The organism is Citrobacter sp. wls717 (assembly GCF_005280955.1).
In the GTDB taxonomy this organism is placed as follows: domain Bacteria; phylum Pseudomonadota; class Gammaproteobacteria; order Enterobacterales; family Enterobacteriaceae; genus Citrobacter; species Citrobacter werkmanii.
The window spans coordinates 427,803-441,660 of sequence record NZ_SZWW01000031.1 but is presented as its reverse complement, the minus strand read 5'-3'; the positions used below and the strand labels follow the sequence as shown (position 1 = coordinate 441,660).

The window sequence follows — 13,858 nt, the reverse complement described above, 5'->3', positions numbered from 1 at the left end:
AAGGTATTCGAGAAGCCCTGAAATGCTTTTCCCGCTGAGATTCGTCAGAGTGGCATCAAGTGGCTGTTTCCCCGCCAGCGCGTTCATCACTGTTGTCGCAAAGTTAGGATCATTCCCCAGCGCAGCCGCCAGTTCATTCAGTGTGTCCAGCGCCTCCGGCGACGAACCAACCAGCCCCGCAACAGCAGATTTCACAAACGCGGTAGTGGCAATCTGCGTATTATTCGTTGACTGAACAGCAGTGGGAGCCGTTGGCGTTCCGGTCAGAGCCGGACTTGCCAGCGGTGCTTTCAGTGCCAGCGCATTGTTAATGGTGGTACTGAAATTCGGGTCATTATTGATAGCTGATGCAATTTTTTTCAGCGTATCCAGCGTTGCCGGTGCGCCACCAATCAGGGCAAGAATAGCAGCCTGTACAAAGGCGGTGCTGGCAATCAGGGTGCTGTTATTTCCTGCCGGTGGCGTTGGCGTTTTAGGCATACCAGTCAGAGTCGGACTGTCTTTTGGTGCATATTGCGAATGAGGATCAACAGCAGCAAGATGCTTTGCCATCAGGTCATCCACATACACCTTAAGCTCCAGCACCTTGTCATCCACATATTTGCGGGTTGCCAGAACCACAGCAGGGTCTATTTTCAGGGTGATGTTATCGGTGCTGTTGGTAATCAGTACCATACGCACGGTCTGCGTGCGTCCGCTGCCCTCCGCCAGCTTCGGCTTGTAGCTCTCCGGGCAGTTACCCACAGCAATCAGCGCACCGGTTTCATCAAACAGGCCGACTTCACGAATCCACCACCCACCCTCATTTTCAGGGATCACCTGCTCAGCAATAATCTGGCTGCTGTTCTGCGGGTCGATATACAGCATATTCAGCGCTGCGCGGCGTTCCTCAGCCACTAACGCGGTCTGTTGCGCGTTGGGTGTTGGCAGCACACCGCCACCGCTGCCCACCGCCATATGGGTAATTTTTAGTGGGACACCGAGCGCGGCGGCGCTTGCCAGTTTCGCCGCGCCGATATCCGTCAGCAGGGTATAAAATTTTGCGCTCATGAGTTCACTCTCATCGTGTCAATAACATGGACCGCGCCGCCCTCATAAGCGGTGCCGCCGGAAATAATGGTTTCGTTGATATACGGGTAGATCGTGATTTCTTCGCCGGTATAAGTGGCTGCACCCACAAAATACGGGCCGCCTGTCTGCAGGTTGATGGACATGCCAACCAGATGACGGCTGCACGGTTTGGCATCACCGATCAGACGCTCCAGCTCCAGATAGGTTTCTTCTGTTATGCCCTGGTCCTGCACGCCAATATCCAGACGGAACGTCCCAGGTGTTTCGCCAGTCTGCCACCACTCAATGATGCGGATCAGAAAGCCGAACGGCTCCACCACGCGCCGCACGGCGCTGGTTGTCCCCTTGTGCTGATGGATATAAAACGCGTCCTGTACAACGCGGCGCTTGACGCTTTCTGTCCAGCTTTCATCCCAGCGGTCAACAGAAAACGCCCAGGCCAGATAGGGCAGGAATCTGATCGGACAGGTTGCCGGATTCCACAAATCACGCAGCGATACCTGCAGATCGGAAATCCCGCTGCAGGTCTGCGCCAGTCGGCGCTCAAGCGGCGACGAGCCCGGCGGCAGCAGACTATTCATCCGTGCCCCCGTTGGTGACGTTCCATTCGGTACAGGATGCCGCCTGCGTCTTATCCAGCACCACATCATCCAGCGGGGACGCCAGCTCCACACGCTGGACGCCCTCCACGTGCAACGCGGCATAAATGGCGCTGCGGCGGATATCACGTCCCAGCCGCGTCTGACTGGCGATGTACTTCTGCAGGCTGGCTTTAGCTTCTGCCATCACCGGCTCAGCCTCCGGCCCCGGATAAAGGAAGATCGTCGCATCCACGTTGTATGGAATAATTTCAGCACTGCGCACCGTCAGGCGGTCTGCCACCGGGCGAACCTTTTCACTGTTAAGCGCCTGCTCTACCACTGCCAGCAGGTCAGCCACTGCCTTACCGTCACCCTCGCGGCTCAGTACGGTAAGCACCACCTCTGCCGGTGCCGGACTGGTTGCGCTGGCATCCGCCACGCGCCCGTCGGCGCTTCTGGCGTGGAACTCATAGGCTCCCGTCGGCCCTGCAACGGACAGCCCCTCAAATGCTGCAGGAATGCGCTGGCGTAATGCTTCATCACTTTCCATCACTGCGGCGACTGGTGGCACCGCGTCATTATCGGCAGGTACTACCGTCAGACGTTTCACGTTGCAGTTACCTGCCAGTTGCTCAAGGTCATTTCCCATGGAATAGGCCACCATGACCGCCTGCGCAGCCTCATTAATACGCTGGCGCAGCAGGATTTCACGGTAAGTGTTTTCCTGCAGCAGTTTGGTGACAGGTTCTGACTCCAGCGCTAACGTGCGCATAACGGCCTCCTGTTCATCAGCCGGATGGAGGGCCACAAAGGCGGCCTTGCGTTCTGCCAGCAATGCCTCAACGTCCGGCACGTCCACAATCTGCGGCGGCGGTAGTCGGGAAAGATCAATGACTGCCATTGTCTGCTCCTGTTGATACGGAAAGGGAAACCGGCGCGCCGTTATTGCTGTGCCCGGTAAGCCCAACCGCCATAGAGCCGTCAAAATTGCCGTTGATGGTGATGGAGTCCAGCGTAAGGCGCGGCTCCCAACGGTTCAGCGCCACATAGACCGCAGACATAATCTGCAGGCGCAGCGCCGGGTTCTGCGGCTGGTCAATCAGGGCAGACAGCAGGGAGCCATATTCCCGGCGGGCAAGACGGCTGCCCTGCGGCGTCAGCAGAATATCCCGCACCGACTGGCGCAGATGGTCTGTATCTGCAATGGTCTGCCCGTCATTCCTGCTCATACCGATATACAACGTCATACCGGACCTCCCGTGTTAGCGCCGCCTTTCAGAACGCCAGTATGCTCATGGCCATCAACTACGATCCCGTTAGAACTCATTGCGCCGCCGCCCTGGGTGACGCCGCCATTGATCACCACCTCGCTGTTAATGCGCGTGGTGTCAGCCTCCACCACAAACTCACCGGTTTTGAGGGTGATATTGTCCGCCGCCTCGATCACCATGGATTTAATACCCCGAACATGCCACCGCCCGGTGGAGGGTTCATACTCAAACCAGCCCCCGTCCGGGTACTCCGTCACGCAGCCGTCCACGGAATCCGACGGAGGCGGAAATTGATTGGAGTAGATGGCAGGCAGCACAAATGCGGTTTCCAGATTGCCGCCCATGCTCAGCACCACCACCTGCTCATCCGGCGACGGACACCACCATGTACGGGTACCACCGGCGCGCAGAGTTAGCCAGTTAATCCAGTTAGTTTCAAGCTCGCCCACTTTCACCCGACACAGCCACTTTTCCCGGTCCACTTCGGTCACAGTGCCGGTGCGGATCAGGTTGGTGATAAGGCGCATGATTTCGGTAAGTTGTGCGTTCATAAGCTCCACTTTTTGATGAACTATATTTCAATTCGGTTTATATTCATCATCGAAAGGTTTGTATCAACTACGACACAAGAGGAAATATGCTTACAGCAATAAACGAAATTTCAATCCCCATCCCATACACTGAAAAAAAGGCCGAACTTAGCCTTAACGGGAAAAATTTAATAATCACAGGAGGTAATGGGAGTGGTAAAACCAGCTTTATAAGCTCTATCTACGAATTTTTAAAAAATGGACTAGATCAACCGAACAATAATAACAAACAGCATCTTGAGCAACAACTTAGCAACTATGAATACAATCTAAAACAAGGAGGCCGCGATAGTAATAATTATTCATGGTATGAGCAAGAAATTATAAAAATAAAAGAAAGACTTCATGCTCTAGATAAATTCCATATAACAACATATACAAAAGATGGTGCAAACACTCGCTCGCTCCTTCGTTTCCACAAAGCTCTTAGAGAAGCAGCAATTACTGCCCCGCAGTTTGTGCCAAGGCTTTCAGCGCTTATCAAAGAGAATGCTCATTTTTCTAATGAAAAGGATGGGGACAATATTTTTGAGAACTATTTGATTAGTCTGAAGACATCACAAAGTTACGCAATTTCTTTCGACAAAGATCAAGAAAAGGCAACAAGAATACAAAATTGGTTTAATAAAATCGAATCTGATCTGCAAGGTCTATTCGAGGACACACAACTTAAACTAAGATTTGATAGCACTGAAGGAAAATTTTATCTTTATCAAAATATGAAAGATAAATTTACTTTTCAGACTCTTTCTTCCGGATATTCTTCAATTTTAAGAATATACGCGGATTTGATTATGCGCATAGAAATGTGGGAACTGACCCCTGAAAGTATTGAAGGCATTGTTTTCATTGATGAGATAGATGCCCACTTGCATGTTTCCTTACAAAAAAAGATACTTCGTTTTTTTAGCAGTTCTTTTCCAAAAATTCAATTTATTGTTACGACTCATTCACCATTTGTGGTTTCTTCTGTTACTGATGCAGTGATCTATGATTTATCCAGCAATCAACAAATTGTTGATGTATCTTCTTATTCAAATAATATAATACTGCAAGAGTTATTTGGCGTTAACCCAATGTCGATTGTGTTATCTGATAAGTTAGAGGAAATCGAAAAAATCATAACAAGCTTAGACAATAATAATATTGAAATAGCCATTAAAATAATACAGTCACTCGCATCTTCAGAAGAATCAATGGACACTGAAGCCAGTGCCTTTGTAGATTTTGCAAAACTTCAAATCATCAAATTTAAAAAAGAAAATGCCCAGGAGAAATAATGTTTAGAGTTAATAGAACATACCCTGCGCCAGTTTCATTGTCTCGTAAATTGCGTTATGACGGCCCTGATGTGCATGAAGCCTTACAGGAATGTTTTTTTGGGAAATGTTACATTTGCGAAAATAAAGACCCTCTAGATATAAACATTGAGCATTTCGTCTCAAGGAAAGCTGATGACGAAAAATCTTATGACTGGGATAACCTCTATTTATCCTGCGGCAGATGCAATAATATAAAACTAGCAAAACATGATGAACTTCTTGATTGCTGCAACGAAGTTGTATGGAATCGTATAAAGCTACTACCTGGATTTTCAGCAAAAGCAAAAAAAGTAACCGTAGAACCACTATTTAATGATAAAAAAACCATAACCACCGCCGATTTACTTGAAAAAGTTTATAACAGCGATCATACGATAAATAAAAGGTTGACATCAGCCGCTCTACGTTCACAAATAACAAAAACAACGCAAAAACTTATCAGAAACATCATTGAATATTACGAGGATGATACTCCAAACGATCGAAAACAATATCTCATTGAAAAAATAAAAGTTATGATTAGACGTGATGCTAAGTTTTCTGCATTTTGCAGATGGATTATCCTTGATGATGCAGAGCTTTGTGAAATTCTGGAACCATTCATGGACTAATAATGCTTTGATATGCATACAATTTAGTTAAGTTAACCAGCGTAATAGCGTATCCACTGTGACTTCCATTACTTTATCATTCACACCCAGCAGGCGGCGCTCAGCATAGCGGACCTCCGGGCCTTTACGGCTGACGCGATCGCGTAGGCCGTAATGGTGAACACGGGCAATACGCTGCACCTTACCGTCAAACTGCACGCTGGCGGAGTCCGCACTGGCTGCGGTTTTCAGGTATTTAGTGGTGCGCAGTTTTGCAAACATCTGGCGTTTGATGCGCCCCTTCTTGCTGCGGGCCGTCACCCGGGGTGGCTCATAGCCGCTGCCGTCGGGATTACGCTGCAGCCTGATGTTCTGCTGTTGCGTCCTGCGCAGTTGCTGCGCCAGTTGCCGCATCATACGACTGCGCGCGGCAGGCTCAAGATTCGCCAGTAGTGCCGTCAGCCAGTCATCCACCCTCTGCAGATCATCCACGTTTCACCGTCCACATTTCTTCGGGTTCGACCGGCTCCGGCACCGCTTCAACGCTCGACACGCTACCGTCAGTGCTGACCAGCACGCGCTCTGTAAGCTGCAGGTTCAGGCTGATATCGCACACATCGTTGCGCAGAATATCCACCTCAAAGGTGAACAGTTTTTCACGCAGCTCCGGGTTGTTGATGGCGTCCGGCTGGCTGGCACTGAGCCACAGCAACACGGGAGCCATCAGCAGATTCTGGTCGCCGCTGAAATCCTCGATCACCACGTTCAGAGTGTAGCGGTATTCCCATGACATAGAGCTGGCACCGGTTGCCACCAGTGAGCCGTTATCAACGAAAAGGTGCAGCTTATCCGGGTTGTTGCGGACATACGCCACCGCTTTATTCAGGGCGCTGCGCAGGGACTGCGGTTTGTTCACTGTTTCGCTCCTGACACGCAACTATCGTGTCGACTTTGTCAGCACAGACCGCCCAGGCGGCCTCTGTTTCATCCAGCACCGCATTCAGATCACCGTTACTGCGCGGCGCTGACCTTTCCAGGCGGCACTGCGTCACTCTGGGACAGCCATTCACGGTAAGCTGCACCTCCGGCAAGGGCCGGACGTTCGCGCAGCCTGATAATGTCAGCAGGTAAAGGAGCATCAGCCCAGCGGCGTAAATCCTCGTTTTCACGTTTTAGTTCCTCGATCCGGCGCTGGCGGCTTCGCAGCAGTGCGGTGGTATGTTCCGCTGCCGCATAAAGCTGCGTCTGCTCCCGGCTGTTGGTTTCGTACAGAATGGACAGGCCGATCAACTGACTGTTTTTCTTTGCCAGCGCCCGCCCTTTCGTTTCCAGTTCACGTTCCTGTGTCTCGATGGTGTGACGGGCACTGTTAAGCCGCCACGACTGCCAGCCCAGCGCCGCAATAGCCAGCACCAGCACTACCGCCAGCAAGCGCGTCATACCCCAGTTCCTTTTAAGCACCAGGCCATTTCCCGCGCACGGCGGTTCTCCAGACCTTTATTTTTCACACCGTTAACGTAAATCCAGCGCGGTAGCTGGTTGCATGCCTGCCACCACTGCTGGCGATTGATATATGACACCATGGTTGACCTGCAGATCGCGCCGGTCCCCACATTGAAACCAATACTCACCAGCGCATCGTAGACATGTTGCGGGGGCTTAACCGTCAGGCAGGCATCCAGCTTTTTTTCAGTCAGTAGTACATTGTTTATTAACCCCTGCGCCGCCTGCCGTTCCGTGATAGCTTTCCCCGGCACCACCCCGGATGTATTGCCGATCCCGTCAGTCCAGACACCTGCGCTGCACTGGTACGGCTGCAGACGACATCCCTCGTAATCGGCAATCAGTTTCAGCCCTTCAACGGAGGTTTTGAGCGACTGGAAACCGGGCAACGTGGCGGCGATAGCCAGCACAGCCCCGACAAGGCAGCGCTTAACGATTGAAGGATTCATATTCTCCCCGTGAAATTTTGCCATCGCGCAGCAACCTGAAAGACTGGTGTTTGTAGTACCAGTTGATCGCCAGCATCAGCACACCAATCAGCACGCCGCCAACCGTTGATGCGTCCTTGAGCGACAGATCGCCCAGCCATGCCAGCAGCACGGCGATGCAGTAAGTAATAAAGGCGCTGATTCGTTCAAGCGTCATAATTCAGTCCCATAGCTGGACGGTCTGCACCTTGGTTGACGCCGTAATGTCCGGCAGTTCCACCTGCAGCCCGTGCGGTAAAAATGGGCCGTACTCTGCCAGCCCCGGATTTGCCTTCAGAACCTGCTCAGTGACTCCCTGCGTGCGCCCGTAATGACGCCAGCAAAGCGCGTCCACCGTGTCATACTGATGCGCACGCACTTTCATCAGATAAGCTCCACCGTACAGTGCGACGCAACCTGCACCCGGCTGATGGCCCATCGGGCATCACGCCACAGATCACCGCAGGCCTCCGCCAGCTCCTCCCCCCGTTTCACACCTGACGCCGTGGCGTCATAATCCTGATAACGCTCATTGAGTACGGCACGCGTCCAGCAAAAAACGGCGTTATGGTAGTGCCGGATACGCTCGCTTTTGCCGTCCAGCATGTCCGCCGGAACCTCAGCAAGTGTCCGCCAGCCCAGCATCTGCTGACGGTTACGGAAGTCGAACAGCTCAGCGTTAACCTCAGAAATAGCCGTCAGCACAATCTGCTTTAAACGCGGCTGCGTCACCGTGCCGTCAGTTCGCATCACACTGCGAAATTCCGACAGGTCCACATCAGGCCAGAACGGCGTATTTTTGATGACCTCCGCCTGTTCTGGTGCCTGTTCGGGCGCAACAAACTTCATGCGGCTTTCTCCTGAATAAGTGGGCGGTGGACGGAATTTTGATGTAGCAGTGCCTTTCGCCATCCCGTGCCGCCCGTGCGCGGGGCACGTTCGTTAGCGGCTGTCATTGCGCAGTCTGCGCTCCAGCTGCTGTTTTTCTTTTTTCACACCGCAGCGGGGATCAAGCTGCAGCGCATGGGTAAGGTGATTCAGGGCTGACGCCGGGTTGCTTTCGCTCAGTACAGCGCCGATGGCTTTATGCAGGCGCGCCCGCGACTGGTCCGGCATATCCAGATCGGTTGTCAGGTCCAGCGTCTGCAGAAGCAGATCGGCATCAAAACCGGCAGCGGCCAGCAGAGCGCTTTGCGCCGCATCTGCCATTTCCTCTGCCAGTACGGTCTGCACGTTACGGTTGCCCAGCGGCATCACCCAGCCATGGCGCAGCGCATGACGCCCGATTTCCAGCGCACCGGCATAATCACCGGCGTCGATACGCCACAGCATCACGTACATCAGCACGTCATCCTGCTGCGTACCTCCGGCAGCCAGCACGCCCTCCGCCCATGCGGAATATTTCGGCAGCAGTTCCACCTTGATTTCCGCCTTTTTCACCGTGGACTGGATGCCTTTAAGCCGGCGGCGATCTTCTGCCAGTTGCAGCAGCATCAGGTCATAGCCCGACGTATGGCGAACACTGCCGCCCTCACGGGCGGCCTGTTCGGCCTGAATGCGCAGGCGGTGCTGCCGTGCGGGACTCAGGCTCATGCGTTACTCTCCGTTTCCTGTTTCTGCTGCAGGCGGGGTGAAATCACCGATTTCGATGTTTTCCACCAGTGCCGCGCAACGGTAGTCCTCGACCACATACGCCTCGTTGACGGATTCAAAGTTTTCAATCCGGTCACGTTTCGGGTTGTCGATAACAGAACGGCGGCGGGTGTCTTCCTGCCAGTAGATGGACAGGTTATCCAGACGGGTGATCAGCAGCGCATTTGCCGGGAAGAAAGGCGCACGCACGGCCTGCAGGCCACCCATGCGTTTCTGGCTGATAATCAGATCGGCAGAGATTTTTTCGCTGTTGTCCTGCTCTTTGTTGACCAACGGAAAATACTTGTCAGCCAACAGTTCACGACCACAGACAACAACCAGCTCGTCATCATCCTGATACTCGACATCGATCAGCTCGTTAACGGCATCCATCACCACCGCATCCAGATTTACGTACTTGCCACCCGGACCAACTTTTACCGGCTCTGCAGTAGTGGTGCCATCTTCTTCGGTTTTGCTGCCCATGACGTGATCCGGCGCGTCTTCGCGGATTTTCTGCAGCCAGCCTTTATTGACGTCCTGCAGCAGCGGGTTTTCAGCACGGTTGGAGGTTTTGGCGCGCTTCACGCCGTTAAAGCCAATCATGATGCGGTCCAGCGCCTGACGTTTGACGATGGCGTTGCGGATACGCACCTGGAAGTCCTGGAATTTCGCCCACAGGTCCAGTTTTGCGTAGGTCAGTACCGTATCAAAGTTGGTCTGTTCGCATTTGTATTCCACGTCTTCCATCAGCGTCGGATCGGTAGGCTCGCGCTCTTTGGTGGTGGTATCGGTGGTTCCGGCAATGGTGCTGCCCACGCCCAGCCCCAGCAACTGTCCTGACTGCTCAGTGACCGGCGTGATGTTAATCAGCGTCAGGAAAGCGGCGGACTGCTGGATCTGATCTTCCAGTGTCTGCTGTACGGACGGCTCAACGGTGAACTTGCTGGAGAGTTCTTCAACCTCCACACCGTTCAGGCGCGCCAGTTGCTGCAGGTAAGCGTTAAAGGCAAAGCGGGTTTTCTTTTTCATCGGGTTTTATGCTCCATCAGCAATTGGTCAGGGTGCCTGCCGGTGCGTCACCGCCTGGCGCGCGCTGGCGGTAATCCTTGCGGCTGTCTTCGCGGCTCAGCTGCTGCTGTAACTCGGCAAAGGCGGCCTGCTGTTCCTGTAGGGAGGACTCCAGCGCGGAAAGGCGTTCACCGTTTTCAGCCAGGGATTTATCAGTGCGCTCGCTCAGGTTCTGCTGCTCGGTGGCGACAAGTTCCACGGCTTTATGCACGTCTGAGAAACGCGCATCGTCGGTCTGCTCTTTTTTGGTGAACAGCGCGGTGACGCGGGCAAAGAGGGACGGCTTTTCGTCCTGGGCTTCTTCCAGTTCGATCTGCGTTTCTTCGGCAGCGGTAAACAGGTTTTCAGGGTTCTGCTTGCGGTTCGCCAGCGGGTTATGCGTGGCACTGGCGCTGAAGATCAGCATTTCGGTGCCGAGACTCGCCGGATCGTCAGTCGCCGCCAGTCCCACAAGATAGGCTTTGCCGGTGTCGGCAAACTTCGGGCTGACCTCCATGGAGGTAAACAGCTTCTGACCTTTTTTCACCAGAGCCACCAGGGAGTCCGTCGGTTCAACATCGGCGTAAAGAGCCATCTTGCCCGCCAGCGGACCGTCCTGGATTTCTTCTGCAACCAGCGCCGTCACTTTGCCGTAACGGTTGAAGGCACTGTCCGGGGAATAAGACTTGATATGCTCCAGGTTGATCAGCGCGGTATAGACCGTCGGGTTGTAGCTGGAAGCCATCTGTTCCAGCCATTCACGCTGGATCTCGCGCCCGTCAGTGGTGGCACCTTCCACCCCGATACGGAAACGCTTTGCTTTCACTGTCATGAGCCATGCTCCGTTAGAAATAACTTACTGGAGCCTTATGTTTGCGGTGATGGGGGGAGTGAGACAACGCGCTGTATTTGTACGGTAAACCACACAAAACGCAGCCGGGGAAAGCCGCCATACAAGGCCGTATGTTTGGGCCATGAACACGACACTGACCCCCGCAGACCTCGATCCCCGTCGGCAGGCCATGCTGCTGTACTTTCAGGGATACCGCGTAGCCCGCATTGCTGAAATGCTGGGCGAAAAAGTTGCAACCGTTCACAGCTGGAAAAAACGCGACAAGTGGGGCGACTATGGGCCGCTGGATCAAATGCAGCTCACCACCGCCGCACGTTACTGCCAGCTCATCATGAAGGAGCAGAAAGAAGGGAAAGACTTCAAGGAAATTGACCTGCTGGCGCGCCAGTCAGAGCGCCATGCCCGGATCGGAAAATTTAACGATGGCGGGAACGAAGCTGATTTAAACCCGAAAGTTGCCAACCGTAACAAAGGGCCACGCCGCCAGCCCGAAAAGAATGTTTTCACTGATGAACAGACCGAAAAGCTGGAAGAAATCTTCCGCAACGGCATGTTTGAATATCAGCACCACTGGTGGCAGGCAGGCGTAAAACACCGCATTCGCAACCTGCTTAAGTCACGCCAGATTGGGGCAACATACTTTTTTGCCCGCGAAGCGCTGATTGATGCCATCACCACCGGGCGCAACCAGATTTTCCTTTCAGCCAGTAAGGCACAGGCGCACGTCTTTAAGCAGTACATCATCGACTTTGCAAAAGAGGTGGATGTTGAGCTGAAAGGCGACCCGATGACGCTCAGCAACGGCGCGTGCCTGTACTTTCTCGGCACCAACGCCCGCACGGCGCAGAGCTACCACGGCAACCTGTATCTTGATGAATATTTCTGGATACCGAAATTCCAGGAGCTGCGCAAGGTTGCCTCCGGTATGGCCATTCACAAGAAATGGCGACAAACCTACTTTTCCACGCCGTCCAGCCTGACCCACAGTGCCTATCCGTTCTGGTCAGGCGCGCTGTTTAACCGGGGCCGTGCCAAAGCGGACAAGGTGGATATTGACCTGACCCACAGCAACCTTGCGCGCGGCCTGCTCTGCCCTGACGGACAGTACCGCCAGATCGTCACCGTGGAGGATGCGGTGCGCGGCGGCTGTAACCTGTTCGACCTCGACCAGCTGCGCATGGAGTACAGCCCGGACGAATACCAGAACCTGCTGATGTGCGAATTTATTGACGATCTGGCGTCAGTATTCCCGCTCAGCGAACTGCAGGCGTGCATGGTGGACAGCTGGGAAGTCTGGACCGATTTTCAGGCGCTGGCGCTGCGCCCGTTTGGCTGGCGGGAAGTCTGGATCGGTTACGACCCGGCGAAAGGTACGCAGAACGGTGACAGCGCAGGCTGCGTGGTTATGGCACCGCCAACTGTACCGGGCGGGAAGTTCCGCATTCTGGAGCGTCATCAGTGGCGCGGGATGGACTTTCGCGCCCAGGCGGACGCTATCAAAAAACTAACTCAGCAGTACAACGTGACCTATATCGGCATCGACTCGACCGGCGTCGGGCACGGTGTTTATGAGAACGTGAAAGCGTTCTTTCCTGCCGTGCGGGAGTTTGTCTACAACCCCAACGTCAAAAACGCCCTGGTGCTCAAGGCATACGACATTATCAGTCACCGCCGTCTGGAGTTTGACGCGGGACACACCGACATTGCGCAGTCCTTTATGGCTATCCGCCGGGCCACCACCGCCAGCGGCAACCGCCCAACCTATGAAGCCAGCCGCAGCGAAGAAGCCAGCCACGCAGATTTGGCCTGGGCAACGATGCACGCACTGTTTAACGAACCGCTGCAGGGCGAAGCCGCCAATACCAGCAATATTGTGGAGATTTTTTGATGAGTGAACTCGAAGCCTTAACCAGTTCAACGCCAACAGAAGCTACGGCGCCTAAAAACGCAGGCGTAACTGCCGAGGCTTTCAGCTTTGGCGATCCGATCCCGGTTCTGGACCGCCGCGAGCTGCTGGACTATGTGGAATGCGTACAGATGGACAGATGGTATGAACCACCGGTCAGTTTTGATGGGCTGGCTCGCACCTACCGTGCCGCCGTGCACCACAGCTCACCGATTGCCGTTAAACGCAATATTCTGACCAGCACCTTTATCCCACATCCACTCCTGAGCCAGCAGGCGTTCAGCCGCTTTGTGCAGGACTATCTGGTGTTTGGTAACGCTTATCTGGAGAAAAGGACCAACCGACTGGGCGGTATTCTTTCGCTGGAGCCTTCTCTGGCAAAATACACCCGCCGTGGCGTGGACCTCGATACTTACTGGTTTGTGCAATACGGCATGACCACTCAGCCGTATGAATTCACCAAAGGCAGTATCTTCCACCTGATGGAGCCTGACTTAAATCAGGAGATTTACGGCCTGCCGGAATACCTGTCCGCCATCCCTTCCGCCCTGCTGAACGAATCCGCCACGCTGTTCCGCCGGAAGTACTACATCAACGGCAGCCACGCGGGTTTTATCATGTATATGACTGACGCCGCGCAAAACCAGGAGGACGTGAACAACATCCGTCAGGCAATGAAAAGCGCCAAAGGACCGGGTAACTTCCGCAACCTGTTTATGTACTCACCCAACGGCAAAAAGGATGGCATTCAGATCATCCCACTGTCAGAGGTGGCGGCAAAGGATGAGTTTCTGAACATCAAGAACGTGAGCCGCGATGACATGATGGCAGCACACCGTGTTCCACCGCAGATGATGGGCATCATTCCCAACAATACCGGCGGCTTTGGTGACGTGGAAAAGGCCAGCCGCGTCTTTGTCCGCAACGAGCTGATACCACTACAGAAGCGACTGCAGGAATTGAATGAATGGCTGGATGAAGAAGTAATTTCATTCTCTCCATACAGCCTAAACATAGATTAA

Annotated in this window: 20 protein-coding genes; 4 read left to right on the top strand and 16 right to left on the bottom strand. The window is 53.6% G+C overall.

Going from position 1 to position 13,858, the window contains the following annotated elements:
* From FDX09_RS16995 to FDX09_RS16975, 5 genes are all read right to left on the bottom strand, one after another.
* On the bottom strand, positions 1-1,050 hold a 1,050-nt coding region (locus FDX09_RS16995; RefSeq protein ID WP_137347581.1), incomplete at its 3' end, for a phage tail protein.
* Complete coding sequence (locus FDX09_RS16990) at positions 1,047-1,652, bottom strand: phage tail protein I (RefSeq protein ID WP_137347580.1); 606 nt, start codon at positions 1,650-1,652, stop codon at positions 1,047-1,049. The genes FDX09_RS16990 and FDX09_RS16995, both read right to left, overlap by 4 nt.
* Positions 1,645-2,553, bottom strand: coding sequence for a baseplate assembly protein (locus FDX09_RS16985; RefSeq protein ID WP_137347579.1), 909 nt, complete (start codon positions 2,551-2,553; stop codon positions 1,645-1,647). The genes FDX09_RS16990 and FDX09_RS16985 overlap by 8 nt, the downstream gene beginning before the upstream one ends.
* Positions 2,540-2,899: a GPW/gp25 family protein gene (locus tag FDX09_RS16980; RefSeq protein ID WP_137347578.1), complete on the bottom strand. Its 360-nt coding sequence runs from the start codon at positions 2,897-2,899 to the stop codon at positions 2,540-2,542. Before FDX09_RS16980 ends, FDX09_RS16985 begins: the two co-directional genes overlap by 14 nt.
* Positions 2,896-3,474 (bottom strand): phage baseplate assembly protein V, encoded by a 579-nt coding sequence (locus FDX09_RS16975; RefSeq protein WP_137347577.1) that lies wholly within the window; start codon positions 3,472-3,474, stop codon positions 2,896-2,898. Before FDX09_RS16975 ends, FDX09_RS16980 begins: the two co-directional genes overlap by 4 nt.
* Positions 3,475-3,560: 86 nt before the next feature.
* Between FDX09_RS16975 and FDX09_RS16970 the strand changes: the two genes are divergently transcribed.
* Positions 3,561-4,793, top strand: a complete 1,233-nt coding sequence (locus FDX09_RS16970) for an ATP-binding protein (RefSeq protein ID WP_137347576.1) — start codon at positions 3,561-3,563, stop codon at positions 4,791-4,793.
* Positions 4,793-5,446 carry an HNH endonuclease gene (locus FDX09_RS16965; RefSeq protein ID WP_137347575.1) on the top strand — a complete coding sequence of 218 codons (654 nt, stop codon included), beginning with the start codon at positions 4,793-4,795 and terminating at the stop codon, positions 5,444-5,446. The genes FDX09_RS16970 and FDX09_RS16965 overlap by 1 nt, the downstream gene beginning before the upstream one ends.
* Before the next feature lie 27 nt (positions 5,447-5,473).
* Here FDX09_RS16965 and FDX09_RS16960 read toward each other — a convergent pair whose 3' ends face one another.
* From FDX09_RS16960 to FDX09_RS16910, 11 genes are all read right to left on the bottom strand, one after another.
* Positions 5,474-5,917, bottom strand: coding sequence for a phage virion morphogenesis protein (locus FDX09_RS16960; protein WP_137347574.1), 444 nt, complete (start codon positions 5,915-5,917; stop codon positions 5,474-5,476).
* Positions 5,910-6,341 (bottom strand): phage tail protein, encoded by a 432-nt coding sequence (locus FDX09_RS16955; RefSeq protein WP_137347573.1) that lies wholly within the window; start codon positions 6,339-6,341, stop codon positions 5,910-5,912. Before FDX09_RS16955 ends, FDX09_RS16960 begins: the two co-directional genes overlap by 8 nt.
* Entirely contained in the window at positions 6,304-6,549 is a 246-nt protein-coding gene (lysC, locus tag FDX09_RS23780; protein WP_249360017.1) for an Rz1-like lysis system protein LysC, read from the bottom strand. The genes FDX09_RS16955 and lysC overlap by 38 nt, the downstream gene beginning before the upstream one ends.
* Positions 6,437-6,865, bottom strand: coding sequence for an Rz-like lysis system protein LysB (gene lysB / locus FDX09_RS23955; protein WP_137347571.1), 429 nt, complete (start codon positions 6,863-6,865; stop codon positions 6,437-6,439). Before lysB ends, lysC begins: the two co-directional genes overlap by 113 nt.
* Positions 6,862-7,377 carry a lysozyme gene (locus tag FDX09_RS16940; protein WP_137347570.1) on the bottom strand — a complete coding sequence of 172 codons (516 nt, stop codon included), beginning with the start codon at positions 7,375-7,377 and terminating at the stop codon, positions 6,862-6,864. Before FDX09_RS16940 ends, lysB begins: the two co-directional genes overlap by 4 nt.
* Positions 7,358-7,573, bottom strand: coding sequence for an HP1 family phage holin (locus tag FDX09_RS16935; RefSeq protein ID WP_001397650.1), 216 nt, complete (start codon positions 7,571-7,573; stop codon positions 7,358-7,360). The genes FDX09_RS16940 and FDX09_RS16935 overlap by 20 nt, the downstream gene beginning before the upstream one ends.
* Positions 7,574-7,576: 3 nt before the next feature.
* Positions 7,577-7,780, bottom strand: a complete 204-nt coding sequence (locus tag FDX09_RS16930) for a tail protein X (RefSeq protein WP_137347569.1) — start codon at positions 7,778-7,780, stop codon at positions 7,577-7,579.
* Positions 7,780-8,244: a head completion/stabilization protein gene (locus FDX09_RS16925; RefSeq protein ID WP_137347568.1), complete on the bottom strand. Its 465-nt coding sequence runs from the start codon at positions 8,242-8,244 to the stop codon at positions 7,780-7,782. Before FDX09_RS16925 ends, FDX09_RS16930 begins: the two co-directional genes overlap by 1 nt.
* Positions 8,245-8,337: 93 nt before the next feature.
* Positions 8,338-8,988, bottom strand: coding sequence for a phage terminase small subunit (gene gpM / locus FDX09_RS16920; RefSeq protein WP_137347567.1), 651 nt, complete (start codon positions 8,986-8,988; stop codon positions 8,338-8,340).
* Between the two features lie 3 nt (positions 8,989-8,991).
* Positions 8,992-10,059 (bottom strand): phage major capsid protein, P2 family, encoded by a 1,068-nt coding sequence (locus FDX09_RS16915; protein WP_137347566.1) that lies wholly within the window; start codon positions 10,057-10,059, stop codon positions 8,992-8,994.
* A 16-nt stretch (positions 10,060-10,075) separates the two neighbouring features.
* A complete protein-coding gene (locus FDX09_RS16910) occupies positions 10,076-10,909 on the bottom strand; it encodes a GPO family capsid scaffolding protein (protein ID WP_137347565.1) in 834 nt (277 codons plus the stop codon).
* 142 nt (positions 10,910-11,051) lie between these two features.
* Between FDX09_RS16910 and FDX09_RS16905 the strand changes: the two genes are divergently transcribed.
* A complete protein-coding gene (locus tag FDX09_RS16905) occupies positions 11,052-12,818 on the top strand; it encodes a terminase ATPase subunit family protein (protein WP_137347564.1) in 1,767 nt (588 codons plus the stop codon).
* Positions 12,818-13,858 (top strand): phage portal protein, encoded by a 1,041-nt coding sequence (locus tag FDX09_RS16900; protein WP_137347563.1) that lies wholly within the window; start codon positions 12,818-12,820, stop codon positions 13,856-13,858. Before FDX09_RS16905 ends, FDX09_RS16900 begins: the two co-directional genes overlap by 1 nt.